We start from the raw sequence: 20840 nt of genomic DNA on the forward strand, positions 1-20840 counted from the left end.
AGCTCGTTTCCAAACGCATGTCAGCCCCCGAATCCGACTCGATGAGCCCGCAGGAGCGGCGCGCCGGCATCAGCCTGGCGGCGATTTTTGCGCTGCGCATGCTCGGGCTGTTTCTGATTCTGCCGGTGTTTGCGGTCCATGCGCCTACCGTACCGGGCGGCGACGATTTGATGTTGGTGGGGCTGGCGATTGGCGCCTATGGGCTGACGCAGGCGTGTTTGCAAATCCCTTTCGGCGCGGCCTCCGACCGTTTCGGTCGCAAGCCGGTGATCATTGCGGGGCTGGTGCTGTTTGCGGTGGGCAGCATGGTCGCTGCCTTGGCGGGCAGTATCGGCTGGATCATCTTCGGCCGTGTTTTGCAGGGCGCCGGGGCGATTTCGGCTGCGGTGACCGCACTGGCGGCAGATCTCACCCGTGATCAACATCGCACCAAGGTCATGGCCATGATCGGCTCGAGCATCGGGCTGGTATTTGCTGCCTCACTGGTGGTTGCGCCGGTGCTCTATTCGGCGGTCGGCATGAGCGGCATCTTCTGGCTCACCGCATTTTTGGCGCTTGCAGCGATCTGGATGGTTGTGCGCGTCGTACCTGCCGCTCCCCCGGTGCCCCGTGCCACCGGGCGTTTCGGCGATGTGCTGCGCAGCGGGCAGTTGATGCGGTTGAATTTTGGGGTTTTCGTCTTGCACCTGATCCAGACCACCATGTGGGTTATGGTGCCCGCCGCGCTGGTGGCTCATGGCGGCTTACCGCTGCCGGAACACTGGAAAGTGTATTTGCCAGCGGTATTGCTGTCTTTTATTGCCATGGTGCCGGCGGTCATCGTCGCCGAACGGCGCGGCTGGATGAAACCGGTTTTTTTGGCAGCGGTCGGTCTGCTGGTGATCGTGCAGTTGGGCCTGATGCTGTTCGGTAACGGGCTCTGGTCGCTCGCCTTTTGGTTGACGCTGTTTTTCTGCGCTTTCAACATTCTCGAAGCTACTCAGCCGTCATGGATTTCGAAGATTGCACCGGCGCATGCCAAGGGGACGGCGCTGGGCGTATACAATACGCTGCAGTCGGCAGGTTTATTCCTTGGCGGATTGCTCGGCGGCTGGCTGGCGCAGCGTTTTGGGGCCGCTGCGCTAAACCTGGTCTGCGCGGCACTGGCGCTCGTGTGGTTGGCCGTTGCCGCCACAATGAATCCGCCGCCGAGGCGGGTGCAGGCGGCAGCGCCCAATATGTCATCGGGTACCTGAGGCGGCTGACCCGGCCGAATGGCGCTCGGCAAAGTATGTGAATTCCCGGAGCCTTGGCTCCATCGACTTGAGACTCGGAAGCCCGGCGGTGAAGGCGGGCGATCCACCAGAACTGGAGAATCCGGATGGCCTCCCTGAACAAAGTCATTTTGATCGGCAATCTGGGGCGTGACCCCGAAACCCGCTACATGCCCAGCGGCGACGCGATCTGCAACGTCACCATTGCCACCACCGAGACCTGGAAAGACAAAGCCAGCGGTGAGCGGCGCGAGGCCACCGAATGGCACCGCGTGGTGTTTTTCGGCCGCTTGGCCGAGATTGCCGCCCAATACCTGCGCAAGGGCAGCCAGGTCTACATCGAAGGCCGCTTGCAGACCCGCAAGTGGCAAGACAAAGACGGCCAGGACCGCTACACCACCGAGATCCGCGCCGACGAGATGAAAATGCTCGGCCGCCGCGAAGGCGGCGATGCGCCAATGCGCGACGGCGGCAGCTACGACGCTCCGCCTGCGCGGCCGGATCACACGCCCACGCCCGCACCGCAGAGCAAGCCGGCCAGCGGCGGTTTTGGTGAATTTGAAGACGATATTCCGTTCTAGGCCTCGTCAGCCTGCGCGACAACGTCACGGTCAATTGGGGGCACCGGCAGTCCGTCCGCGCCCGCATGCGGGTGTTGGTCAAGCGCATCCTGTGTAAGTACAGCAACCCGGCCGATTTGCGGGATTCGGCGCTACAGCCGGTGTTGCAGCAGGCAGGGGCGGTGCCATGGACGCCTCTAACTGGTACGGTTACTTAGCGTGCGCTGCATCCGGGTGAGCGCTTCGGTCAGTGTGCCGGCAGGGCAGCCGAAATTCAGGCGGACGAAGCCGGGTGCGCCGAAAGGCGCGCCATCGGACAAACCGACGCCGCCAGCCTCGAAAAATCCGGCCGGATCATCGAGACCGCTGTCCCGACAGTCCAGCCATGCAAGGTAAGTGGCCTCGGGCGGTGTGGCGCGCACGCCGGGCATCTCCTGTAAGGCGCTATCGATCCGCGTGCGGTTTTCGCGCAAGACGGCCAGCAAGGCTTGGCGCCAGGCTTCGCCGTGGCGGTAGGCGGCTTCGCAGGCCACCAGGCCAAGCACATTAACCGGCGGCACGATGCCGCGCATGGCCGAACGAAAGCGGCGCCGCAAGGCCGGGTTGGGGATGATGGCCAGCGCGCAGTAGAGTGAGGCGATATTCCAGGTCTTGGAAGGCGCCATCAGCGTGATGCTGCGCTGCGCAACGGCCTCATCCAGCGCAGCAATTGGCAAATGTGGCCGGTTTGGGTCGAGTACCAAACCACAGTGGATTTCGTCGCTGCAGATCAGCAAATCGTGGCGTTCGGCCAGCGCCGCAATCCAGGCTAGTTCGTCACGGTCGAAAACGCGGCCGACCGGGTTGTGCGGATTGCACAGCAAAAACAGGCGGGTGCGTGGGCCGATGGCCGCTTCGACGGCGTCGCGATCCCAGCCCCAGCGGGCGCCGTCATGCACCAGCGGGCGGCTGACCAAGCGGCGGCCGTTGTAGGCCGGTGCGGTGAGAAAAGGGGGATAGACCGGCGTGGCGGTAAAAACCTCGTCGCCCGCCTCACCGCTGATGCGGCAAGCGATGTTCAATCCGCTGACCACGCCGGGCAGCCACACCAGCCAGTCGGCCTCGATCCGCCAACCGTAGTGGCGCATCATGTGCTCGATGACCGCGTCGATCAGGCTGGGCCATGGCTCGGTGTAGCCGAACACGCCGTGGTCGATGCGGGCTTTGAGGGCGTCGAGGATGACCGCAGGGGCGGCAAAATCCATATCGGCCACCCACATCGGCAGCACGTCGCGGCCCGCGTAGCGGCCCCATTTTTCGCCTGGTACCGAACGTCTGTCGATCTGGCGGTCAAAGTCGAATGATTCTTTCATGCATCACGCTCCGCTTTACCCGCAGTGTAACCCGGTGTTGCCCGTGTCCTGGTGTTGCGTGCCGGGTGTAAAGACGCAACCGGTTTGAGAGCGCTTTTGCAGTGATTTGATAGCGATTTGCAACCGGTATGCTAGCTGCGCTTGCATACCGGTTGCGACTCTTGCTGTCAGGGATGGTTGGTGCGGTATGCTGGCGGGAGTTGGGTGCGGGCGAGTTCTGAGGCGTGGCTCTTGCGGCAGTGGTCGCGCTCGATCGGCAGAAATAGCAGGTCGATCAGCGGGCGCAGGAGGCGGCCGGCGAGCTTGCCTTGGCTCTCCAGGCGCCAGGCGGCGGCGCTGATGGTCTCGTCGGGGTGACCGTCGCCAAGGGTCAGCAGAACCCAGGCGAGCTGGTCGATGGCGATGAGGATGTTGCGCACCCTGCGGCACAGCGGGGCGATGACGCGATGGGGCATGCGGCAGCGTTCCTGGCTGGTCAGATGGAAACTTCGACTCTTAGGGTCTGCGGCTGTGGCGCGGCTTTGAGCCGCAGCGCGAGGTCGAGGACGACGTGACCGGGGCGGGGCGTCTGGGCGGCGACACGCTGGATGATGACGCGCGGCTCCCAGCGCTGGACGGCCACGGCGACCTCGTAGTAGAGGTCGGCCAGCCACTGGGCGTTGACGGGACGGTCGATGAGGTCGCGCAGGCGGCAGCCGTACTCGGGGCGCATGATGCGCTCGCCGGGGTAGGTGGTGAGGATGTCGAGGATGGACTGGCGGATGTGGTCGAGCCCAGCGATGCGCCCGCCAGCGGCGCGGTCGAGGCCGACCCAGCGGGAGAGCGCGGCCAGGTTGGGCGCGCGGCGCGGGAGGATGTCGATGAGCGTGTCCGATGACATGGATCAGTCCACCTCCTCGATGAGGCTGTCGGTCAGGTCTTTGCCAGCGCGCCCAGGCGCGGACGGCGGCACGCACTCGATGCGGGTCTTGAGTCCTTGCGCGTCCAGCGTGTGTTCGGCGCGCTGGATGACCCACTGGTCCGCCACAGGCTCGGACAGGCCCGCCACCAGGATGTGGTGCCCGGCCAGCAGCCGCGTGTCGCCGGGCATCTCCAGCGTGAGGCTGGCGCTCATGCGGCGCAGCTGGCGCAGCCGGGCTTCGGCGGCAGCGCGGGCGGCGGCGGCGTCGCGGGCGTCGTGCCGCAGGTCGAGGGTGGGCGCGTCCGGGTACTCTCCGTCACCGACCTCCACGGGGCGGCGCCGGCCGGTGTCGGGGTCGTAGTGCCAGGCGCGCACCCGGCCGTAGCGGTGCCGGGCATTGGTGGTGTAGTCGTAGCGTGTGATGCGCCGCGCATCGATGCGGTGCATGGGGGGCTGCCAGTCGGCGGCCGTGCGCCCAGGCGGCAGGGCGCTGGCGTGCGGGCGCAGGGTGAGGCGCTCGGCATCGAGCCGCAGCACCCAGTCGCGCGCGCGGGCAAGCCGTGTGAGCAGCGCCATGTCGGATTCGGTCTGCTGGTCGATGTGGCCGAGCGCGATCTGCTCGGCGTCCGGGTGGATGCGGGGGTCGAGACCGTGCCGCTGGGCGATGCGGCGGGCAAGATCGGCGAGCGTGGCATCGTCGCCATCGTCGATCAGCGGGGCCTTGATGCCGGTGTTGACGAAATCCGCGCCCTTGGCGGTGAAGGCGACGGCCAGCGGTGGGCCGGACAGGCGCACCTCGTCCACCACGAAGTCGCCGATGACGGGCAGGGGCGACTGCTCCAGGTAGCCAAGCAGCAGGCGCAGCCGGTCGCCCACGGCGGGCAGTTGCACGGACTGTCCGCGGTCGTCGAGCTCGACCTCCAGCGTGTCGCTGGCCAGCCCCTCGGCATCGACCACCGTCAGGCGCGTGGTGCGCTCCATGAGCGTGCCGGTGAGGTCGGCCCCGTCCATGCTCATCAGATAGAAGACCGGGCGCATCAGAAGACCCTCTGGCCAGGCACGCGCTGCTGCGGCAGCGGCGGCATGACGAGCGGCAGACCCGCGGGCAGGCGCGCCGGATCGCGCGCGGCCAGGCCAGGGTTGGCGGCTAGCACGCGCTCGACGGTGCCCGCGAGCGTGCCGTACCAGCGATAGCAGATCAGATCAAGGCGTTCGCCTGCGCGGGTGGTGTAGATCGCGCTCATGTCAGGTCCTCGCCGTAGGCGGCCAGGGTGAGCCGGAAGCGCTGCTCCAGCGGCGCGCCGCGCTCGCCGATGACGGGCTGCTCCTCCTCCAGGCCGGTGATGACGAAGCGGCCGAGCACCTCGCCGTAGCCGGTGACCAGCGTGAGCGGGCGCGCGCCTGAGCCTTGCGCAAGCGCGGCGTCGGCCACGGCGCGCATGGCCGTGATCTGCTCGATCCCGCCCCGGAAGGCGGGGAGGATCACACCCTCGAGGGTGATCTCGTCTGTGCCGCGCCCGGTGAACTGGCGCGCAGGATCCGACCAGAGCCGATCTTGCGCCGGCCAGCGCCACTCGGTCCTCCGCTGTAGTGCCTGATAGGCGGCAGTGTCGATGGCGAAGCGAAAGGTGATGCCGCCGTCGCCAAGCGTCATGAGCACGTCCATCAGGCAAGCCCCCCATCGATCAGCGCGGCTCGGCGGCCGAGCGCATCGCGCCGTGCGGCTTCCGCCAGCGCCCGCTGCACTTCGCGGCGCACGGCGGCGGCCACGTCCTGCGCGGCCTCGGGGCTGGCCGGGCCGTTGAGGTTGACGGTGATCTGGATCGGCGCGGCGGGCATGACCGGGCTATTGCCACCGGCTGGCTGCGGCGCGGGCACCGCCAGCGCAGCCGGCGCAATCACTTGCGGCGCGGGGGCTGCTACCGCGGGCATGGCCTGGGCGCTCGCCACCACCGCACCGACGGCCATCGGCGCGGCCAGCGCGCTGGCCACACCGTGCATGGCGGCCAGCGGCTGGCCGGCGGCCCGGACGATGCCTTGTTCAAGCCCGTCCATCAGGTGGCCGCCGATTTCGGCAAAGACGCGGCTGGGCGAGCGGATGCCGAGCACCCCGCGCACCGCATCGGCGATGCCGCTGGCGATGCCAGAGACGCCATCTTTGAGCGCCTGCCAGCGCTCGCGCATGCCGCCGATCAGCCCGTCGAGGAGGGCGCGACCGGCCTCCTGCATGCGCGCGGGCAGCGTGCCGATCCACTGCCAGGCAGCAGCGAAGGCGTCTTTGACCGTCTGCCACACGGCAGCGAGCCTGGGGCCAATGGCGTCCCAGTGACGCCAGATGAGATAAGCCGCCGCGGCAATGGCCGTGAGCGTGAGACCGATTGGGTTGAGCAGCAGGGCGCGCCCGACCAGGGCGATGGCGCGCGCAGCCGCGCCGGCGCCTGAGACGATGCTCTGCCAGGCCAGGCCCGCCTGCATGGCGACACCGGCCACCAGCGAGCGCAGCCGCGCGCCCATGGTGCGGGCTGCCGCGCCAGCCTTGCCCGCCGCGCCGCCGCCCTTGCCGCCGATGTCGGGCAGGCCGCCGACCAGGCCGCCACCGGGCATGTTGACGACCCAGACCTTTTGCACGCCGCCTGCAACGGCATCGACGGCGCCGCCGATGAGGCCGCCGGCGCCCGCTGGCTGCCCTGTGATGGCCGCTTTGCCCCCGCGCAGCTTGCCCAGCGCACCCACGGCGATGAGGGCCGTGCCCAGCGCGGCCAGCGCCGCAGACAGGCCGGCCAGACCGGCTACGGCGGCGGCCGTGACCTTGGGAAAGCGCGCGATCAGGCCATCGATGGCGTCCACCACGCGCAGCACCACGGCGGCGATGGCGTCTTTGACCGGCATGAGCACCTCTCCCAGACGGATCCAGGTCTGCTGGATGCGGTTGACCATCTGCTGCCACTTGGCACCGGCGGCATCGTTGATGATCCGACTCGCCCGCTCGAAAGACCCGGCGCTGTCGCGGATGGCGGCCAGATCGTCCTTGAGCGTCTCGGTTTGCGCCAGCAGCAGCATCACGGCGCGGAAGCCTTCCTCGCCAAAGCCTTTTCGCAGCTTGTCCTCCATCTCCGGAGTGAGGCGATTGATGTCGCCGATGCGGGCCTTGAGGTTGTCCAGCGTGCGCGCCAGGTCGAGCTCGCCGGTGCCTTTCTTGATGGCCACCTTGAAGCCGATCTCCTGCGCGGCCTTGAAGCGGTTGGCCAGCAGGTTGGCCAGCGCCGTGCCGGCCATCGAGCCTTGCAGGCCGGCGGAGTTGAGACGGCCGACGGCGGCGGCCATGTCGGCCACCGCGAGCTTGGCGGTCTTGGCCGCCGGCGTGGCGTATTTGAGCCCCTCGGTCAGTTGCGACAGGTTGCGCAGCTGGAAGCGCTGCTGCGTGGCGGTGATGATGTCGCCCATGCGGGCGAACTCGCCGCTCGCCTCGCGGCTGCCGTCGCGCATGTTGTTGAACAGGATGGCCACCGCCTCGCCGGCCTCGTCGGCCGAGCCGCGCGTGGCCTGACCGACCTTGATCGCCACCTCGGTGGCGTAGGTGGCCAGCGCCTCGGGGATACCCGCCGAGAGGATGTTGTAGGCGGTGTTGTAGTAGTCGGTGAGCGTGGCCTTGTTTTGGCGCGTGAAGGCGAAGGCCGCTGCCTGCATCCGGTCGAGCGACTCTTTGGTCACGCCCGGCATGGAGGCAATGACCGCGCGCGCATCGTCGAAGGCGGCGAAGGCGTGCACGGCCTGCATGCCGACCTGCTGCATGCGCGCGGACAGGCCGGAGGTGGCCAGCGCCATGCCGTGCAAGGCGGCGCCGGCGAGCGCCGCCTTGGTCGAGATGCGCTCCAGCGCCTGGCCGAGCCGGCTGGTCGCGCCCTGTATCTGCTGGATCGGCGCGCTGGCGCGGTCGATGGCCGAGATGACCACGCCGACCGTCATGCCTGCTAGACTCATCGCATGTCCTCGCTCGTCATCGCGTTTATCGTCGCCGTGCTGGCGTCCACCGTGACGCTCATGGCCTTCGGCCTGGACGGGCAGACCGCCGCCGCCGTCGGGCTGCTCACGCTCATCGCCTGGCCGCTCGTTGCGCTGGCGCGGCGCATCATGGGCTGGCTATACGCGCTGCTCACAGGCCGCCGCGCGCCTTGAGTGCGGCCTGCGCCCGACGCACCCACTCGGCGAACTCCGCTACATCCATCGCGCGCCCCACCTCCGGCGGCCAATGATAGGCCAGCGCCAGCAGCTCCAGCCCGTCCATCGGCGCGATCAGCCGTTTCCCAGCATCTCCGCCACGACCTTCGACGCGGCGGCGAAGTCGGCGGCATCGAGCTCGCGCACCTGTTCGGGCGTCCACTCGGCCAGGTTGGCGATCAGCATCACCGTCTTGGCCGTCTCGCCGGGGATTTTGTCGATAGCCTCCAGATCGCGCACCTTTGGGCGGCGAAGACGAAGCACGCCAACTTGGGCGCCGTTAATTTCCACGGGTTCGCGCAAGGTCATGGTGGTCATTCAAGCCTCCTTCACTGCCGGTTTGCGGCGGGTTTTCGATGGGTTTGCGGCGGGCCTGTTCGCATTCGGCGCGACATCGGGCGCGGCGGGCGGCTCGATGCGCACGATGCCGCGCCTGGCGAGCGCCTCGGCAGTGGCGGCATCGAGCGCGAGCGTCTCGCCTGCCGTCAGAGCGCGCCCGGGCAGCCACCAGCCCGGTCGCAGCACGGTGACGGTGCGGGCGTTCATCTCACACCCCCAGCGCCGCGCGCATGTCGGCGAGCTGGTCGGATCCGTTGATGACGGCCACCATGTTCACCGGGTCAACCTCGTGCACCGTTCGGCCCGCCACGTCGAGCTTGTAGTAGTGGCACATGGCGGTCACCTTGAGGTCGGACGCCTCGGCGGGCTTCCAGGCGTCCGGCTCGAAGGCCAGCACCGCGCGCAGGGTGATTTCGATGGGCTGCGTGGTGCCGTCGTAGTCGGCGAGCGCGCCGGTGAAGCGCAGCTGCACCAGCCGCCCCGGCACCACCGAAAACTGGGCCAGCAGGTCCGGGTCGTAGCCGGTCAGCGTGAAGCTCGCCTCCAGCTTCTCGACCGCGCCCATGGGGATGGCGACCTCTGCCCCCATGCCTCCGGCCTTGTACTCGCGCACCACGGGCGCGAGCTTGGGCGGGCTGAACTCGGCCACGCGGCCCAGATAGCCCTTGCCCGCCACAAAGGCGTTGAGGTTGGAAAGAACGTGTTGGATGGCCATGACGCGCTCCTCCTATCAGTTACTGAAGATCTCGGCGGCGTAGTCGGCCACCAGATGCGAGCGGAAGGTGACGCGCTCGGCCGGCGCCGGCGGCGTGAAGTCGAAGTCGAAATACACCTTGCCGGCGGCGATGTTGGCCGGGGTGTTGAGCTCCTCGTCGAGCCAGCAGCGCCCGCCCAGGATGGCGCCCACGCTCTTGAGGTGGCGCAGGTAGGCGTTGACCGACTCCTCCACGTCGCGCACATAAGCCTTGCCGATGACGCGATCCACCGCCCACAGGTGCGCTTGCAGCAGGCTCTCGTGGATCATGTCGGCAGTACGGCGCACACTCAGGAAGGCCCACTTGGGGTCGCTCGAGCAGGTGCGGTTGCCCCACAGGCGCAGGCCCTGCTCGTGGATGAGCGTGGCCACCCCAGGCTCGTTGAGGAGATTGGCCTCCGAGTCCACGCGCCCCAGCCCGAAGTCGATGGGCCGCGCGGCGCGCTCGATGCCGAGCAAGGGGTTGTTGCTTGGCGACCACCAGAAGCCGCGCTCGTTGTCGATCTTGGCGATCAGCCCGGCGACGTGCGGCGACACGGGCACCACCTGGCCGTCGGCCACGCCCCAGGGGTCGATCAGGTAGGCGCGGGCGGAGCCGAAATCGTTGCGGTAGGCGAGCGCCGCCTGGGTCGTCGTGTTCGGCCCATCGATGAGCGCCACCGCGCGCAGCTTGATGGCCTGCGCGATCAGCGCGTCGGCCACCAGCTTGTGCTGGCTGAAGCCCGGCGCCAGCAGGATGCGCGGCACCACGCCCACCGTGCCGCGCGCGGTCTCCAGCGCGGCGATGCCGGTGCGAGCACCGGTGGCGGCGTCAGTGCCGCCGATGACGGCGGCCAGCCGCTCGTTGGCCGGGGTGTCGGGGTCGTCGGCCACGTCCTGCACGCGGATGGCCACGATGATGGGCGCGTAGCCCTGCGCATGGATGGTAGCGATGGCCGCCGGCAGCGTGCCGGTGGCACCCAGCACCGCCGCGCTGCGCGGGGTGGTGAGCAGGATCGGGGTATCGAGCGGCGCCGCGGTGTCGTTGGCCGCCGGCGCCGTGCCGACGATGCCGATGATGCTGGAGCGTACGGTCTGGATGGGGCGGATGCCGTCGTCGATCTCGACGACCTCGACGCCGTGGTGGAAGGCTTCTGCCATGTCAGTCTCCTTGATGAGGGTTGAGAATTTCCGCGGCGCGGCCGGGCGCGATCAGCCCGGCGAACTCCAGCGCCTGCACACCGGCGACGGTGGCCGGGTCGTCGAGCACGATGCCTTCGGCAGTCTGCCACTTGAGCATGGCCGCCTTGAGCGCCGGGCTGGCGTCGGCGGCGGCGAGGATGGTCTGCATCTCGGCGTCGGAAAACCGCGAGAGGAACTGCAGCCGCGTCAGCCGCTGCGGTGTGGCGCGGTCGGCCGCCTGCACGGCAAAGACCACTGCCTGCACCGCCTGCGCGTCCAGCGCCGCATCGACCTCGGCCTCGCAGCGGTTGGAGGCGCGGCGGATGGCCTCGCGCTCGATCAGCACCTCGGCCACCGTCTCGCCGGGCAGGCCCAGCCGGTCGCGCTCCTCGGCGCGCTCCACGCGCCAGGCCAGCGCGGCGATCTGCGCGGCGGCCTGGCGCTTGATCTCGGCGATGCGCCGCGCTTTCAGTGCCGCCAGCGCCGCCGCCGCGTCGCGCACCAGCGCGCCATCGACGTACCGCCACTCATCGATGTCGCGCTCGTCGAACTCGCCCGGCAGCGGCACGCGCACCAGCGCTTCGCCCACCGCCGCGGGGTCTGAACTGATCGCCAGGATCAACCCAGTGTTGGGGTCGCACAATGCATGCATGTCTTGTCCTCACACGGTGATGTAGCGCACGTACAGCGTTTGGTTGTTACTCCATGTATCGCGCCGCAGGCCATTGCAGGCGCACACCAGATTGGCCGCGTCGGATTCGCTGTTGCAATAGACGCCATTGATGGCGTAGCTGCCTGTTTGCGTGCCGTAGCCGTAAACGCCATACAGACCTCTGACCGATGGCGTGGCGAGGTTGCCGTTGGTTCGGCTCCAGCGCAGGTAGTCGTTTTCGTTGTTCGAATACCAGCGGCGCAGGAGGATCACGCGCGTGCCTTGCGTGACGAGCGTCACCGATTGACTACTAGTGCTTGCGTATTGAACGCGGCCGCTGATGCCGATCTGGCGCGCGATCTGCGCGGGATTGGCCTGCAGCGCCGTGAGCGCGGTATCGGACTCCCACACGGCGTTTTTGGCGGTGGACGAGGTGAGCACCGCATCGGCCGCGACGTCCGAGGCCCACACCGCCTGCATCGCCGTGCTCGAGGCCGCCACCGCCTGCATCGCCGTGCTCGAGGACGCCACCGCCTGCATCGCCGTGCTCGAGGCCGCCACCGCCTGCATCGTCGTGCTCGAGGCCGCCACCGCCTGCATCGCCGTGCTCGAGGACGCCACCGCCTGCATCGCCGTGCTCGAGGCCGCCACCGCCTGCATCGCCGTGCTCGAGGCCACGACGGCCGACCACGCGCTGGTGCTCGCCAGCACCGCCTGCATCGCCGTGCTCGAGGCCACAACGGCCTCAAAAGCCTGCCGATTGGCGATGTCGCCCAGCCACGCCTCGAGCTCAGCGCCGCTCATGCCGGCCAGCAGCGCCAGCGCGTCCGGGCCGATGACGTCGATGCGATTGACCGCATCGAGCGCCTTGTACAGCGCCGACTGCAGGATGAGGTCGGTGTCGCTGGCACTAGCCACGTTCGCGGCCAACAACCTCTGCTTGACTCGATCGACGTATTGATCGCGGAATTGCGTTAATGTGGTGCTAGGCATGCTCTCAATCTCCTTACAACGCGGCGTAGACCAGCGCCGTCAGCGCGTCGATTCGCTGCGCCTCGGCGGCGATGACGGCCTGCCGCTCGGCCTGCTCGGCAGCGATGGCGGCCTGCACCTGCGCTTGCGTAGCCAGTTCACCCACCCCTTCGAGCGCGGCCACGAGCGCGTCCCGGCGCGTTTGCAGATCGGCCATCATGTCGCTCATCGCCTGCATGGAGGGGCCGATCAGCGTGTCGATGCGCGCCAGGCCGAAGCGCGTCAGGTCGTCGATGACGCCTTGCAGGTCGGCGCGGCGCGCCTCCAGCTCGGCGATGCGCGCGTCCAGGTCGGCCAGCACCGGGTTGAAGTAATCCGCCGACAGCGGGGTCACGCCGTCTTGCATGCGGTAGGCGGGGAATCGCGCGGGCATCTCGATCGCCTCCTCCGTCACAGCGCCAGGTCGTAGCGCTCGGCCACGTGCCAGGCGCGCCGCCAGTCGTCGGTCGCGCCGGTGATCTCGATGCGGTAGCCGGTCTGCGCCGTTGCGGGTGTGAAGCGGTATTCGCGCCAGCGGCTGCGGCCATCAACGATCTCGTCGCGGCTGCTGGCTGGATCCAGCGGCCCGCCGTCAAGCAGCAGTCGGCAGCCGACGGTGTGGTGCGCGGGGTCGAAGTCCTCCAGCAGCAGGCGCACGCGGATGTCGGTCGAGCCAGTGGCCAGCGTGCGCGCGGTGGATACATGGGTGAAGTTCGTGCCCACACGCGCCACGCGCACCTGCGAGCCGGTGAGGCGGAATACCGGCATCAGGTCGGTGGTGCCCACGAACACCGCCCGCAGCGGCACCATGGCCGGCAGGCTGGCGAGCCCAGCCTCGGTGCCGTCGATGATGGGCCGCCACTGACCGCCGACCTGGTACTCAAACGCCAGATCGCAGCCATCGGGCGTGACACCATCGAACAGCATGTCGATGTCGGCAATGCCGCCGGAGAGCTGCAGCGGCTGCAGCTGCACCACGGCGCGCGGGCTGGCGAAGCGGCAGAAGTTGAGCCGCAGCATCAGGTCGCGCTCGGCCGCCTCGACGAAGAACTGGCCGTCCTGGCGGTACATGAGCACGCCCTGCGTGTACTCGGTGCCCCCGGTGTAGCCGACGCGGTGCGCGCCGCCGGAGACCAGCACCAGGGCGTAGCGCCGGCCGCTCTCCACCAGCACCGGGTCGGCAAATGGCACGCGCAGCCAGCCCGTCGTCACAGCGCCAGGCGCGAGCGTGGCGCGGGCGATGACGCGCTGCAGGTCGGGCTGGCCAAGCTGGGCGTCGCACAGTATCACGTCAAGCCCTGCGGCCGCGTCGGCGTGGGTGACAAAGAGCTCGACGCTCGGCACCCAGCCGGTCTGCGCCATGAGCAGCGTCTGCGCCAGGATCGAGCCTTGCACCGTGTGCGTGGTGGTCACGGCCTCCCAGTACGTTTCGACGTAGTTATCGATCCAGATGCGCGTGCCGCGCAAGAATGCGTGGGGATGATGAAAGCGACTAACATCGAGCGGATCGATCTGCCACATCTCGTCACCGCGCCGGAATATGCCGGTGATGGGATCGAACACACCGCCTCTCCAAAAGCCTGAGTTGGTGCACGCGGTGCGCGTCTCACCGTAGCGGATGCGCTGGCGGCTCATCTGCCGCTGCACCATCTGCGTGGTCTGATACTGGTACGCGTTGATGGTGATCTCGCCGCGCCGCTTCTCCATGCGCAGGCGCGGGATCTCGGTATAGGCGGGCAGCAGCAGCCCGGCGCTGGAGACGCGCGCCTCCGGATCCAGCGGGTTGAGGAGCGCAAGCGCCTGCGTGGCGTGGCCGACGATGGGCGGGCGGATGCCCTCATCGACACGGGCGCTATAGCCGCTGTAGCTCGTGTCGCTCTCGTCCTCGGTGAGGAAGTGGTCGGCGCCGTAGAAAACGTAATCGTCTGGCAGCTCCAGCCGCTCCTTGACGCGCGCCACGTCCTGCGCCACCTGCAGCATCTGAGTGAGCGTGGCGCGTGTGGCCATCTGCTCGCCCAGACCGGCGATGTCGCTCATGATGTGCGCAATCCGCGGCTCGGCGCTGGTGATCCAGCCCTCGGCGGCACTCAGGCGGCGCTCGACCGCGTAGAGGTTCGGCAGACGGCGGCTCGTGGCCAGCACCACCTCCTGGATACCGGTGGGCGACAGCCGCACATGCGCGAGCAGCGTATACCCAGTCGGCGGCTCTGGACGCTCCGGCGTGGGGCTCTCCAATCCCTGCGCGATGTGGATCACCGCCACCCGGCGGCGCTGCATGGCCACCGCTTCCGGCTCCACCTCGCGCGTTTGCAAGTCGATTAAAAAGTCGCGCGGCTGGATGTCGGTGTCCTCCTCCTGCCCGAAGGCGGACACCGCCAGCCACTTGGCATCCTGCAACGGCAGCATGGCGAACACCGAGTGCACCTGCGCGGCTTCGATGGCGTAGACCTTGCCGCTCGATCCGTCGTAGAGGCGGCCGGGCGCCACTTCGATCTCGGTGGCCGAGCGCGCCGTGACCGTGAGCCCGACGAACTGACGCTCGGTCGTGATGGCGTCGGTCACCAGATGGCGGCTGGCCTCGTCGGCCCAGGTCTGGGTGTTGTTGAGGTCGGCGGCCTGTAGCTCCTGCCGGTCGCGGTAGATGACTTGTTTTTCCATCGATCAGCTCCTGTAGATGACTTGCCCGGCCAGCACGCGGCCGGCCTTGTGGATGCGCGAGGCCCGAGCGGTGCCGTGCAGCCGCGTGCGCACCAGCACCTGGTCGTGAGTGGCGCGCGCCCAGTCCATGGCATCGAGCACCGGCGCGATGCGCGCGCGGGCATCGCCCGCGGACAGACAAGCGCGCATAGCCGTGCTGGCGATCGCCAGCGGCAGGCGCCGCGCGGGCATGCGCACATGCGCGATAGCCACGAACGGCGGGCTGGTCAGGCGCGTAAAGCCGAGATACGTCGGCCCGTGCTTGGGCCGCGCAGGCACGGCCGGGTCGTGCAGCCGGATGCGGTGGTACAGGCGCGCGCCAGCGTCCGAGCGCGCGGTATACGCGCCGGAGAGCGTCGCGCCGAATGCGAGCACGCCAGCGCGCCGCGCGCGCTCGGCGACGATCTCGGTATCGGGGGCAAGCGGCGCGAGCGACGGCGCCATCTGCCTGAGCGTGAGCAGGTGCTGCCGCTCGCGGTAGGTCACGCGCGCGATGCGCCAGTAGCGCGCCGAGGCGTCCGCGCGGCTCGTCACACCGGCGAGCGGCTGGCCGCACACCACGCCCACGGCCTGCGCCCGGCGCGCCAGGTCGAGCGTGCCGCTGGCCGATGTCTCCAGCGTGGTCCAGGTGTGGCTGGTGAGCGGCTCTACGCGCCCATCGGGCCAGACGATCTCGGCGCGGATGGCGCTGCGGGCCATCGCCGCCGTGCGGCAGGGCGGCTCGGCGCGGTGGCCGATATAAGCGCGCCCCAGCATCAAGCCCTCGGCAGGGCTGCGCTCGCGCATGGTGTACAGGCGCATCTCGGGGTGCGCGGCCAGCCACTGGCGGCGGCTGGCGGTATCCCAGAAACCCAAAAACGTCTTGGCCGGCGGCATCTCCAGCCGGGCAATGTGCGCGCCGGCCAGCCGGGCGAGCTCGCGCAAGCCCGTGGGCGTGCCGATCAAGGCGTGCAGCCTGGGGCTGGCGGCGATGAGCGCGCGCCTGCCCGCCTCGTCGGCAGGCCACACCGGCGGCAGGTCCTCGCCCGCGGCCAGATGCGGCAACAGGCGCGCCGGGATGCGCGCCGGATCGGCCAGGGTGGCGATGGTCTGCGCCCCCGGCGTCCACGGGCCGATGGTCCGGCTCGCCGCAATCTCCAGCGGCGTGGCGTTGGCCGGCAACAGACTCGCGCGCTCAGTCACGGCGGGCCTCCGTGGCCAGATCGATGGCGGTGATGACCGGCAGTTCGCCGGGGCCTGCGGCCACGTCCGCGGCGGGCGCGGTCAGGATCACATCGCGCAGCCCATCGCCCATCAGCGCGGCGATGAGGGCGGCGCGGGTCAGATCGACGCGGAAGGCGGCGCGCCCGGCGAGCGCCTCCAGCCGCTGGCGCGCCTGCGCGACGATCTGCGCGGCATCCAGGCCCGGCGGGTGCACCAGCGTGGCGGCGACCGCCACCGGCAGCACCCGCGCCACCGTCACATCCACATCCACGGTGAGCGGCCGCACGTCCTCGGCCAAAAGCGCCTGCGCCACCTGCGCGACGATGGCATCGTCGGCGCGGGCGGCGCGCCAGCGCAGGCCGGCATCCGGGTGCAAGCCGAAAAGTCGCAGGCCGATGCGCTCGTCCTCGGCGCCGACGTCACGCGCATCCACGGCCACCCGCGCCAGCAGGCAGACCTTGACGCGCCCCGGCCGATCCGCCCACACATCCACCTGCCGGATGTCGACAGACACCGACAGTGCACGCAGTTTCCAGCTCGCCGCGCTGCCCGCCGCCGACAGGGCGTGATAGCCGATCAGCACCCGGCGGCGCAAGCGATCGTCGTCCTCGCCCGGCAGCCGCACCAGGTCGTAGCGCGCGGCCAGGTTGTCCAGATCGGCGCCCACCGCCCACGGCAGCATCACCGCCCGCGCCGCGTCGTTGATGCGCGCGCGCAGCACCAGCTCGCGCCAGGCGGCCACCTCTAGCAGCTTGACGAGCGGCTCGCTCTCCAGCGCCAGCACGGGCGCGATCTCCGGCAGCCGCGCAGCCAGATCGGCCTTCAGGTCGGCCAACACCGACTCGTAGTCCAGCGGCTCGACGACAGCCGGCGGCGGCAGGCGGGTCAGGTCGATCACTGGCATGACGGAGCCTCCCCGCCCGTGGGGCCGCCGCTGGTGCTGGCTCCCTTCCGCACGCCGGTGTGGCGGTGACGGCGCAGACTGACACCGCCCGCGTACACATCTCCGGTCACCATCAGATCGCCCTCGATGCGCACCACGCAGGATGCGTGCAGAATGAGCCGGTGCGTATCGCGCTCGTAGCGGATATAGCCGCCGTCGTCCCAGGCCAGCAGCGTGTGCTGCGGGTTGTCGGACGGGGCCGGGTAGGGGCCATCCTGCTGATGCACCGCGGGCAGCGCCACCGCCTGCGCCAGGTCGCCCGATGGCGAGAGCACCAGGCACTGCTCGCCGATCGCGGGCGGGCTCCACACGCGCAGATGTCCGGCCGACCATGTCGCCCACGGCAGCCAGCCGGTGGTCACCGCGTCGGCGTCCTCGCCCGCCAGCCGCACGCGCACCCGGCAGCGTGCCCGGTCAAATTCTTTGACCGTGCCCAGCCGCACCGTGCCGCCGCGGCCCCAGTCGGCCGCATCCAGCGTGAGGGCGTCGGCATCCACGCTCATGGCAGCATATCCTCCAGCGAGGTCTCGCCGACGATCGGCTCGGTATCGACGCGCACGTATTTGTCCTCGTGCGCGGCGCCGATCCAGGGAGCCACCCCGAGATAGGCCGAGTCGTAGCGCACATCGTCGGCTGCGCCCAGCACCTGCGGGTCGATGGCGCCACGCGCCCGGTAGCTCGCCAGCAGCAGCGCGCTCGCCTCATCGAGCCGCTCTTCGACCGATGCCAGCGACAGATCGAGCCACAGCAGCCCAGGCGCGGCGACACGCAGCGGCGCAGCCAGCGCGGCGATCAGCTCGGCCAGCGGCAGATCATCGATGCGTTGCGCCATCACCAGCGCCGACACGCGCCCGGCGAGCGCGCCTTGCGCGTCGACGTCGATGCGCTCGACGATCACGCTCACCGCCTTGTCGCCCCAGGCGCTTTGTGTCAGCGCCGCATCCACGGCGCGCACGCGCGCCGTGATGGCATCGGCGATCTGCGCCCTCACATCACCCTCCCCACGAGCACACTCACCACGCCGGCCACCACGGTGGCGGCGATACCGGCGAGCCACACCAGAGGCCCGCGCAGGCCGTCGATGCGGCGCTCGGCCTCGTCCAGGCGAGCATCGATCGCATCCAGACGCTCGTGCACGCGCCGCACCTCGTCGCGCGTGGCCGCGTGCTGCTCCTCGATGCGCACCAGCCGCATCAGCGCGTCGCGCATGGTCGCCATCTCGGCCTGGATGCCAGCGAGCACCACTTCGATCCTGGCCAGCCGCTCGATGTGATCGTCACCGCTCATGAGATACCCGTTTAAACCAGTTCAAAACCCGTTTAAATTCGTCGCAATCGGCCTAGGCCATACCCACCCCTTACCAGACCGAGAAAACCGCTCCAAAGCCCTCTAAATCGCCGCCATGAACATCGGCCCGGAAAGCGCGCTCGATGCGGCCGGCAGCCTTGCAAGACACGCATCGCGCATCTCGGCCAGCCGCCGTGCGTAGCCCTCGAGCTCGCTCGGCGAGAGAAAGCGCCATTCCACCCCGCCCTCCAGCCGCCCCACCTTGGCCGCGCCCGCGAGCGCGAAGGTGTGGAGCACGGGCGCGGCGGTGCGCGCCGCCTCCCAGGCGATGGCGTCGTCGTAGTCCGCCCCGGCGCGCGCCGTGGTGAGCGCGTCGATGCGCCGGCGCGCCGCGTCCAGATGCGCCAAAAGCAGCGCCTCCGGCACATCCTCCGGCCAGCCGGTAAGTTCTCTGACGCGCTCCGGGGTCATGGCTCATCAGTAGCCGTAGACGCAGGCCTGCTTGATCGCGATCTCGTAGTCCACCGCGAAGTCGAACACCCAGCGCAGCGCGCGCGCGTCGTCGTCCCAGCGCCGCTTCTGCCAGATCTCGGTGGTCATGCCGAAGATGAGGTTCTGCGGCGGGGTGAAGAGCACCTTGCCGGCCGGGCAGTAGGCGCTGGTCAGGATGGGGCGGCCCATGAAGCGGCGCAGCGGGCTTTCGGCGATATAGGCCGTACCGCTGACCGTGCCCGCCACCTCGAAAGCGTAGGCGTCGGCATCCGCCTCGGACATGACGAAGGCCGACTGCGGGCGGTAGACGTCGGGGCAGGCGTCGTAGACGGCTTTCAGCGCCTGCCGCCAGGTCTGCGTGCCGCCCGGATCGATGTTCACCTTCGGCGTCGCCGCGGCGTCGGCCGCCACCTGAATCCAGCCCTTGTTCAGCGTGGTGAAGCCGCCGGAGTTGTCGTCCGCCGTGCCGTTGAAGGCCAGGTCTTCCAGCTCCGCTTCCATGCGGTCGGACAGGAGCTTTTCCACCTCGGCCACAAGAGCAGGGTTGTCGGCGTTGTCGCGCAGCGTGGACAGCGACATCTGCGGGAAGAGCTGGACCGGCAGCGCGGTGAGCGTGCAGCCGTGCTGCGTGGCCCCCAGGCGCTGGGCGTCGGTGGGCGACTGCCCTTCCGCCACGCGCACCAGCGAGCGCGCGACCACGCCGATCACCGACACGTCGGCGGTGAGCTTCTTCATCCGCCGCGTGGTCACGTTCGCCATGAAGCCGCTGGCGGAGATGAGGGAAATCAGCCGGTCGGCCGCCTCCGGGCGCAACTGCCCGCCGGGGTTCAGGTCGCCGGGGCCGATCATGCCCTTGGCGATGCGAATCAAGTCATGCATGTTTGGTCTCCTTGAACTCTTCGGGTTCCTCGTCCATCGCCTCCAGCCAGGCGCAGCCCAGCGCAGTGATCTGATACAGATTGGCCAGCGGCATGGGGTGCGGCCGTACGCAGCCGGTCTCGATCAGCAGCGCGAGATCGAAGGCGCGGCAGCCGATCTTGGCCAGATCGCAAGCGGCCAGCGCGCCGCCGTTGCCATCGGGCGATTTGGCGCGCGCCGAATACAGGGCTTGCAAGCCATACACCCGGCCGCGTGTCGGTTTGATCAGCGGCAGGCTCATACGAAGCTCTCCGCCTCCGCGGCCTTGGTCTCGCCCTCCGTCGGCGCGATCGGCGCCGCCGGGCTCTTCTCCAGCGCCTCGACGCGAGACGCCAGCGCCGTCAGCGCCGCTTCCGTCTTCGCCAGCGCCGCCTTGAGCGCTTCGGCCTCGGCCTTGGTCGCATCGATGGCCTTGGCGATCTTCTCGGCCTCGGCCTCGGCTTCGGCCTTGGCCACCGTCTCGGCCAGGGCCTCGCGCACGATGGCGCGCACCTCATCAGGGGTCATCTCGGTCTCCTTCTTCGGGGTGAAAAACGTCTTGAACGCGCGGCGCGCCTTCTCCAGCCGCGCCGTGCCGGCCAGCGACAGCCCTTCGACCTCGCCGGCCTCGATCGCATCCCACAGCGCCGCATCCTCGACCTGGATGCCCACCGCCCAGGCGCCTTCCTTCTCGTCTGGAAAAAGCGGGTCGCCGGAGCGGACGAGCCAGCTCTCGGCGACGAAGGCAGGCAGGGAGGAGAAATCGTGCTCGCGATCGACGTTGGCCGCGCGGCCGGAAATCATCCACTCGTCCGCCGCGCGCCGGATCGTCTCGGCGTCCGTCCAGTCGCCCTGACTATCCACGCTCTCGGGCGCATAGACGATGCCGTAGACGCGATGCAGCCGCGCGTCGGCCTTGCAAATCTCGAACTCGCGCGCGGCCGTCGCGCCGCGCAGGATGATGCGCCGGCCATTGGCCGGGCGCTTGACCAGGCTGATGAACTCCACGCTTAAGTCGGTGATCTTGGGCATGCCGCGATGATCGACCATAAGCGATGCCGATGGATCGGAGACATTCCATATATGGAAACTGATCATCGCGTCCGCGCGGCCGCTCACG

29 protein-coding genes are annotated in these 20840 nt (G+C 69.1%); 4 read left to right on the plus strand and 25 right to left on the minus strand.

The window, feature by feature from the left end; translation table 11 throughout:
* The first annotated feature begins 17 nt into the window (after positions 1 to 17).
* From DIE29_RS02400 to DIE29_RS14970, 3 genes are all read left to right on the plus strand, one after another.
* Positions 18 to 1235: an MFS transporter gene (locus DIE29_RS02400; protein ID WP_237269495.1), complete on the plus strand. Its 1218-nt coding sequence runs from the start codon at positions 18 to 20 to the stop codon at positions 1233 to 1235.
* A 125-nt stretch (positions 1236 to 1360) separates the two neighbouring features.
* Positions 1361 to 1834, plus strand: a complete 474-nt coding sequence (ssb, locus tag DIE29_RS02405) for a single-stranded DNA-binding protein (RefSeq protein WP_102040871.1) — start codon at positions 1361 to 1363, stop codon at positions 1832 to 1834.
* 65 nt (positions 1835 to 1899) lie between these two features.
* The gene (locus DIE29_RS14970; protein WP_418333166.1) at positions 1900 to 2031 is read left to right on the plus strand and encodes a hypothetical protein; all 132 of its coding nucleotides are present in this window, start codon (positions 1900 to 1902) and stop codon (positions 2029 to 2031) included.
* Here the strand turns inward: DIE29_RS14970 and DIE29_RS02415 are convergent.
* The 7 genes from DIE29_RS02415 to DIE29_RS02445 all read right to left on the minus strand — a co-directional run bounded on the left by DIE29_RS02415 (position 2011) and on the right by DIE29_RS02445 (position 8047).
* Entirely contained in the window at positions 2011 to 3165 is a 1155-nt protein-coding gene (locus DIE29_RS02415) for a MalY/PatB family protein (protein WP_114649087.1), read from the minus strand. The two genes, DIE29_RS14970 and DIE29_RS02415, sit on opposite strands and share 21 nt — an antisense overlap.
* 167 nt (positions 3166 to 3332) lie before the next feature.
* Positions 3333 to 3620, minus strand: coding sequence for a pseudouridine synthase (locus DIE29_RS02420; RefSeq protein ID WP_114649088.1), 288 nt, complete (start codon positions 3618 to 3620; stop codon positions 3333 to 3335).
* A 20-nt stretch (positions 3621 to 3640) separates the two neighbouring features.
* Positions 3641 to 4045, minus strand: coding sequence for a GPW/gp25 family protein (locus tag DIE29_RS02425; RefSeq protein ID WP_114649089.1), 405 nt, complete (start codon positions 4043 to 4045; stop codon positions 3641 to 3643).
* Between the two features lie 3 nt (positions 4046 to 4048).
* Positions 4049 to 5104 carry a phage late control D family protein gene (locus tag DIE29_RS02430; RefSeq protein ID WP_114649090.1) on the minus strand — a complete coding sequence of 352 codons (1056 nt, stop codon included), beginning with the start codon at positions 5102 to 5104 and terminating at the stop codon, positions 4049 to 4051.
* Positions 5104 to 5310 (minus strand): tail protein X, encoded by a 207-nt coding sequence (locus tag DIE29_RS02435; RefSeq protein WP_114649091.1) that lies wholly within the window; start codon positions 5308 to 5310, stop codon positions 5104 to 5106. Before DIE29_RS02435 ends, DIE29_RS02430 begins: the two co-directional genes overlap by 1 nt.
* Positions 5307 to 5732, minus strand: coding sequence for a phage tail protein (locus DIE29_RS02440; protein WP_205409765.1), 426 nt, complete (start codon positions 5730 to 5732; stop codon positions 5307 to 5309). The genes DIE29_RS02435 and DIE29_RS02440 overlap by 4 nt, the downstream gene beginning before the upstream one ends.
* Positions 5732 to 8047 (minus strand): phage tail tape measure protein, encoded by a 2316-nt coding sequence (locus DIE29_RS02445; protein WP_114649092.1) that lies wholly within the window; start codon positions 8045 to 8047, stop codon positions 5732 to 5734. The genes DIE29_RS02440 and DIE29_RS02445 overlap by 1 nt, the downstream gene beginning before the upstream one ends.
* Positions 8048 to 8050: 3 nt before the next feature.
* On the opposite strand from DIE29_RS02445, the gene DIE29_RS02450 reads away from it, so the two are divergent.
* Positions 8051 to 8242, plus strand: a complete 192-nt coding sequence (locus DIE29_RS02450; RefSeq protein ID WP_114649093.1) for a hypothetical protein — start codon at positions 8051 to 8053, stop codon at positions 8240 to 8242.
* Here DIE29_RS02450 and DIE29_RS02455 read toward each other — a convergent pair.
* From DIE29_RS02455 to DIE29_RS02540, 18 genes are all read right to left on the minus strand, one after another.
* Positions 8220 to 8351, minus strand: a complete 132-nt coding sequence (locus tag DIE29_RS02455) for a GpE family phage tail protein (protein ID WP_114649094.1) — start codon at positions 8349 to 8351, stop codon at positions 8220 to 8222. The two genes, DIE29_RS02450 and DIE29_RS02455, sit on opposite strands and share 23 nt — an antisense overlap.
* 8 nt (positions 8352 to 8359) lie before the next feature.
* A complete protein-coding gene (locus DIE29_RS02460; protein WP_114649095.1) occupies positions 8360 to 8602 on the minus strand; it encodes a phage tail assembly protein in 243 nt (80 codons plus the stop codon).
* Entirely contained in the window at positions 8603 to 8830 is a 228-nt protein-coding gene (locus DIE29_RS02465; RefSeq protein WP_114649096.1) for a hypothetical protein, read from the minus strand.
* A gap of 1 nt (position 8831) precedes the next feature.
* A complete protein-coding gene (locus tag DIE29_RS02470) occupies positions 8832 to 9338 on the minus strand; it encodes a phage major tail tube protein (RefSeq protein WP_114649097.1) in 507 nt (168 codons plus the stop codon).
* Positions 9339 to 9353: 15 nt separating this feature from the next.
* Entirely contained in the window at positions 9354 to 10517 is a 1164-nt protein-coding gene (locus DIE29_RS02475) for a phage tail sheath subtilisin-like domain-containing protein (RefSeq protein ID WP_114649098.1), read from the minus strand.
* Position 10518: 1 nt separating this feature from the next.
* On the minus strand, positions 10519 to 11190 hold the full coding sequence (locus DIE29_RS02480) for a hypothetical protein (RefSeq protein WP_114649099.1): 672 nt from the start codon (positions 11188 to 11190) through the stop codon (positions 10519 to 10521).
* 9 nt (positions 11191 to 11199) lie between these two features.
* Positions 11200 to 12183 (minus strand): hypothetical protein, encoded by a 984-nt coding sequence (locus tag DIE29_RS02485; RefSeq protein WP_162860575.1) that lies wholly within the window; start codon positions 12181 to 12183, stop codon positions 11200 to 11202.
* Positions 12184 to 12196: 13 nt separating this feature from the next.
* Positions 12197 to 12595: a hypothetical protein gene (locus tag DIE29_RS02490; protein WP_114649101.1), complete on the minus strand. Its 399-nt coding sequence runs from the start codon at positions 12593 to 12595 to the stop codon at positions 12197 to 12199.
* A gap of 17 nt (positions 12596 to 12612) precedes the next feature.
* Positions 12613 to 14859, minus strand: coding sequence for a hypothetical protein (locus DIE29_RS02495; protein ID WP_114649102.1), 2247 nt, complete (start codon positions 14857 to 14859; stop codon positions 12613 to 12615).
* A gap of 3 nt (positions 14860 to 14862) precedes the next feature.
* On the minus strand, positions 14863 to 16080 hold the full coding sequence (locus DIE29_RS02500; protein ID WP_114649103.1) for a phage tail protein: 1218 nt from the start codon (positions 16078 to 16080) through the stop codon (positions 14863 to 14865).
* Positions 16073 to 17005: a baseplate assembly protein gene (locus DIE29_RS02505; protein ID WP_114649104.1), complete on the minus strand. Its 933-nt coding sequence runs from the start codon at positions 17003 to 17005 to the stop codon at positions 16073 to 16075. The genes DIE29_RS02500 and DIE29_RS02505 overlap by 8 nt, the downstream gene beginning before the upstream one ends.
* The gene (locus DIE29_RS02510; RefSeq protein ID WP_114649105.1) at positions 16996 to 17547 is read right to left on the minus strand and encodes a phage baseplate assembly protein V; all 552 of its coding nucleotides are present in this window, start codon (positions 17545 to 17547) and stop codon (positions 16996 to 16998) included. Before DIE29_RS02510 ends, DIE29_RS02505 begins: the two co-directional genes overlap by 10 nt.
* Positions 17544 to 18035: a hypothetical protein gene (locus DIE29_RS02515; RefSeq protein ID WP_114649106.1), complete on the minus strand. Its 492-nt coding sequence runs from the start codon at positions 18033 to 18035 to the stop codon at positions 17544 to 17546. The genes DIE29_RS02510 and DIE29_RS02515 overlap by 4 nt, the downstream gene beginning before the upstream one ends.
* Entirely contained in the window at positions 18032 to 18331 is a 300-nt protein-coding gene (locus tag DIE29_RS02520; protein ID WP_114649107.1) for a hypothetical protein, read from the minus strand. Before DIE29_RS02520 ends, DIE29_RS02515 begins: the two co-directional genes overlap by 4 nt.
* Positions 18332 to 18433: 102 nt before the next feature.
* Positions 18434 to 18802, minus strand: a complete 369-nt coding sequence (locus DIE29_RS02525; protein ID WP_114649108.1) for a hypothetical protein — start codon at positions 18800 to 18802, stop codon at positions 18434 to 18436.
* A 6-nt stretch (positions 18803 to 18808) separates the two neighbouring features.
* Positions 18809 to 19702 (minus strand): phage major capsid family protein, encoded by an 894-nt coding sequence (locus tag DIE29_RS02530; protein ID WP_114649109.1) that lies wholly within the window; start codon positions 19700 to 19702, stop codon positions 18809 to 18811.
* Positions 19695 to 19982 carry a hypothetical protein gene (locus tag DIE29_RS02535; RefSeq protein WP_114649110.1) on the minus strand — a complete coding sequence of 96 codons (288 nt, stop codon included), beginning with the start codon at positions 19980 to 19982 and terminating at the stop codon, positions 19695 to 19697. Before DIE29_RS02535 ends, DIE29_RS02530 begins: the two co-directional genes overlap by 8 nt.
* Complete coding sequence (locus DIE29_RS02540; RefSeq protein ID WP_114649111.1) at positions 19979 to 20839, minus strand: XkdF-like putative serine protease domain-containing protein; 861 nt, start codon at positions 20837 to 20839, stop codon at positions 19979 to 19981. The genes DIE29_RS02535 and DIE29_RS02540 overlap by 4 nt, the downstream gene beginning before the upstream one ends.
* Position 20840 lies beyond the last annotated feature (1 nt).

It is taken from the genome of Pseudothauera hydrothermalis (assembly GCF_003345255.1).
Classification (GTDB): domain Bacteria; phylum Pseudomonadota; class Gammaproteobacteria; order Burkholderiales; family Rhodocyclaceae; genus Pseudothauera; species Pseudothauera hydrothermalis.

Excerpts from the sequence above, each read along its gene's own strand:
- DIE29_RS02400 (WP_237269495.1), top strand. The coding sequence starts at position 18 with ATGTCAGCCCCCGAATCCGACTCGATGAGCCCGCAGGAGCGGCGCGCC.
- ssb (WP_102040871.1), top strand. The coding sequence starts at position 1,361 with ATGGCCTCCCTGAACAAAGTCATTTTGATCGGCAATCTGGGGCGTGAC.
- DIE29_RS14970 (WP_418333166.1), top strand. The coding sequence starts at position 1,900 with ATGCGGGTGTTGGTCAAGCGCATCCTGTGTAAGTACAGCAACCCGGCC.
- DIE29_RS02415 (WP_114649087.1), bottom strand. The coding sequence starts at position 3,165 with ATGAAAGAATCATTCGACTTTGACCGCCAGATCGACAGACGTTCGGTA.
- DIE29_RS02420 (WP_114649088.1), bottom strand. The coding sequence starts at position 3,620 with ATGCCCCATCGCGTCATCGCCCCGCTGTGCCGCAGGGTGCGCAACATC.
- DIE29_RS02425 (WP_114649089.1), bottom strand. The coding sequence starts at position 4,045 with ATGTCATCGGACACGCTCATCGACATCCTCCCGCGCCGCGCGCCCAAC.
- DIE29_RS02430 (WP_114649090.1), bottom strand. The coding sequence starts at position 5,104 with ATGCGCCCGGTCTTCTATCTGATGAGCATGGACGGGGCCGACCTCACC.
- DIE29_RS02435 (WP_114649091.1), bottom strand. The coding sequence starts at position 5,310 with ATGAGCGCGATCTACACCACCCGCGCAGGCGAACGCCTTGATCTGATC.
- DIE29_RS02440 (WP_205409765.1), bottom strand. The coding sequence starts at position 5,732 with ATGGACGTGCTCATGACGCTTGGCGACGGCGGCATCACCTTTCGCTTC.
- DIE29_RS02445 (WP_114649092.1), bottom strand. The coding sequence starts at position 8,047 with ATGAGTCTAGCAGGCATGACGGTCGGCGTGGTCATCTCGGCCATCGAC.
- DIE29_RS02450 (WP_114649093.1), top strand. The coding sequence starts at position 8,051 with ATGTCCTCGCTCGTCATCGCGTTTATCGTCGCCGTGCTGGCGTCCACC.
- DIE29_RS02455 (WP_114649094.1), bottom strand. The coding sequence starts at position 8,351 with ATGGACGGGCTGGAGCTGCTGGCGCTGGCCTATCATTGGCCGCCGGAG.
- DIE29_RS02460 (WP_114649095.1), bottom strand. The coding sequence starts at position 8,602 with ATGACCACCATGACCTTGCGCGAACCCGTGGAAATTAACGGCGCCCAA.
- DIE29_RS02465 (WP_114649096.1), bottom strand. The coding sequence starts at position 8,830 with ATGAACGCCCGCACCGTCACCGTGCTGCGACCGGGCTGGTGGCTGCCC.
- DIE29_RS02470 (WP_114649097.1), bottom strand. The coding sequence starts at position 9,338 with ATGGCCATCCAACACGTTCTTTCCAACCTCAACGCCTTTGTGGCGGGC.
- DIE29_RS02475 (WP_114649098.1), bottom strand. The coding sequence starts at position 10,517 with ATGGCAGAAGCCTTCCACCACGGCGTCGAGGTCGTCGAGATCGACGAC.
- DIE29_RS02480 (WP_114649099.1), bottom strand. The coding sequence starts at position 11,190 with ATGCATGCATTGTGCGACCCCAACACTGGGTTGATCCTGGCGATCAGT.
- DIE29_RS02485 (WP_162860575.1), bottom strand. The coding sequence starts at position 12,183 with ATGCCTAGCACCACATTAACGCAATTCCGCGATCAATACGTCGATCGA.
- DIE29_RS02490 (WP_114649101.1), bottom strand. The coding sequence starts at position 12,595 with ATGCCCGCGCGATTCCCCGCCTACCGCATGCAAGACGGCGTGACCCCG.
- DIE29_RS02495 (WP_114649102.1), bottom strand. The coding sequence starts at position 14,859 with ATGGAAAAACAAGTCATCTACCGCGACCGGCAGGAGCTACAGGCCGCC.
- DIE29_RS02505 (WP_114649104.1), bottom strand. The coding sequence starts at position 17,005 with ATGCCAGTGATCGACCTGACCCGCCTGCCGCCGCCGGCTGTCGTCGAG.
- DIE29_RS02510 (WP_114649105.1), bottom strand. The coding sequence starts at position 17,547 with ATGAGCGTGGATGCCGACGCCCTCACGCTGGATGCGGCCGACTGGGGC.
- DIE29_RS02520 (WP_114649107.1), bottom strand. The coding sequence starts at position 18,331 with ATGAGCGGTGACGATCACATCGAGCGGCTGGCCAGGATCGAAGTGGTG.
- DIE29_RS02525 (WP_114649108.1), bottom strand. The coding sequence starts at position 18,802 with ATGACCCCGGAGCGCGTCAGAGAACTTACCGGCTGGCCGGAGGATGTG.
- DIE29_RS02530 (WP_114649109.1), bottom strand. The coding sequence starts at position 19,702 with ATGCATGACTTGATTCGCATCGCCAAGGGCATGATCGGCCCCGGCGAC.
- DIE29_RS02535 (WP_114649110.1), bottom strand. The coding sequence starts at position 19,982 with ATGAGCCTGCCGCTGATCAAACCGACACGCGGCCGGGTGTATGGCTTG.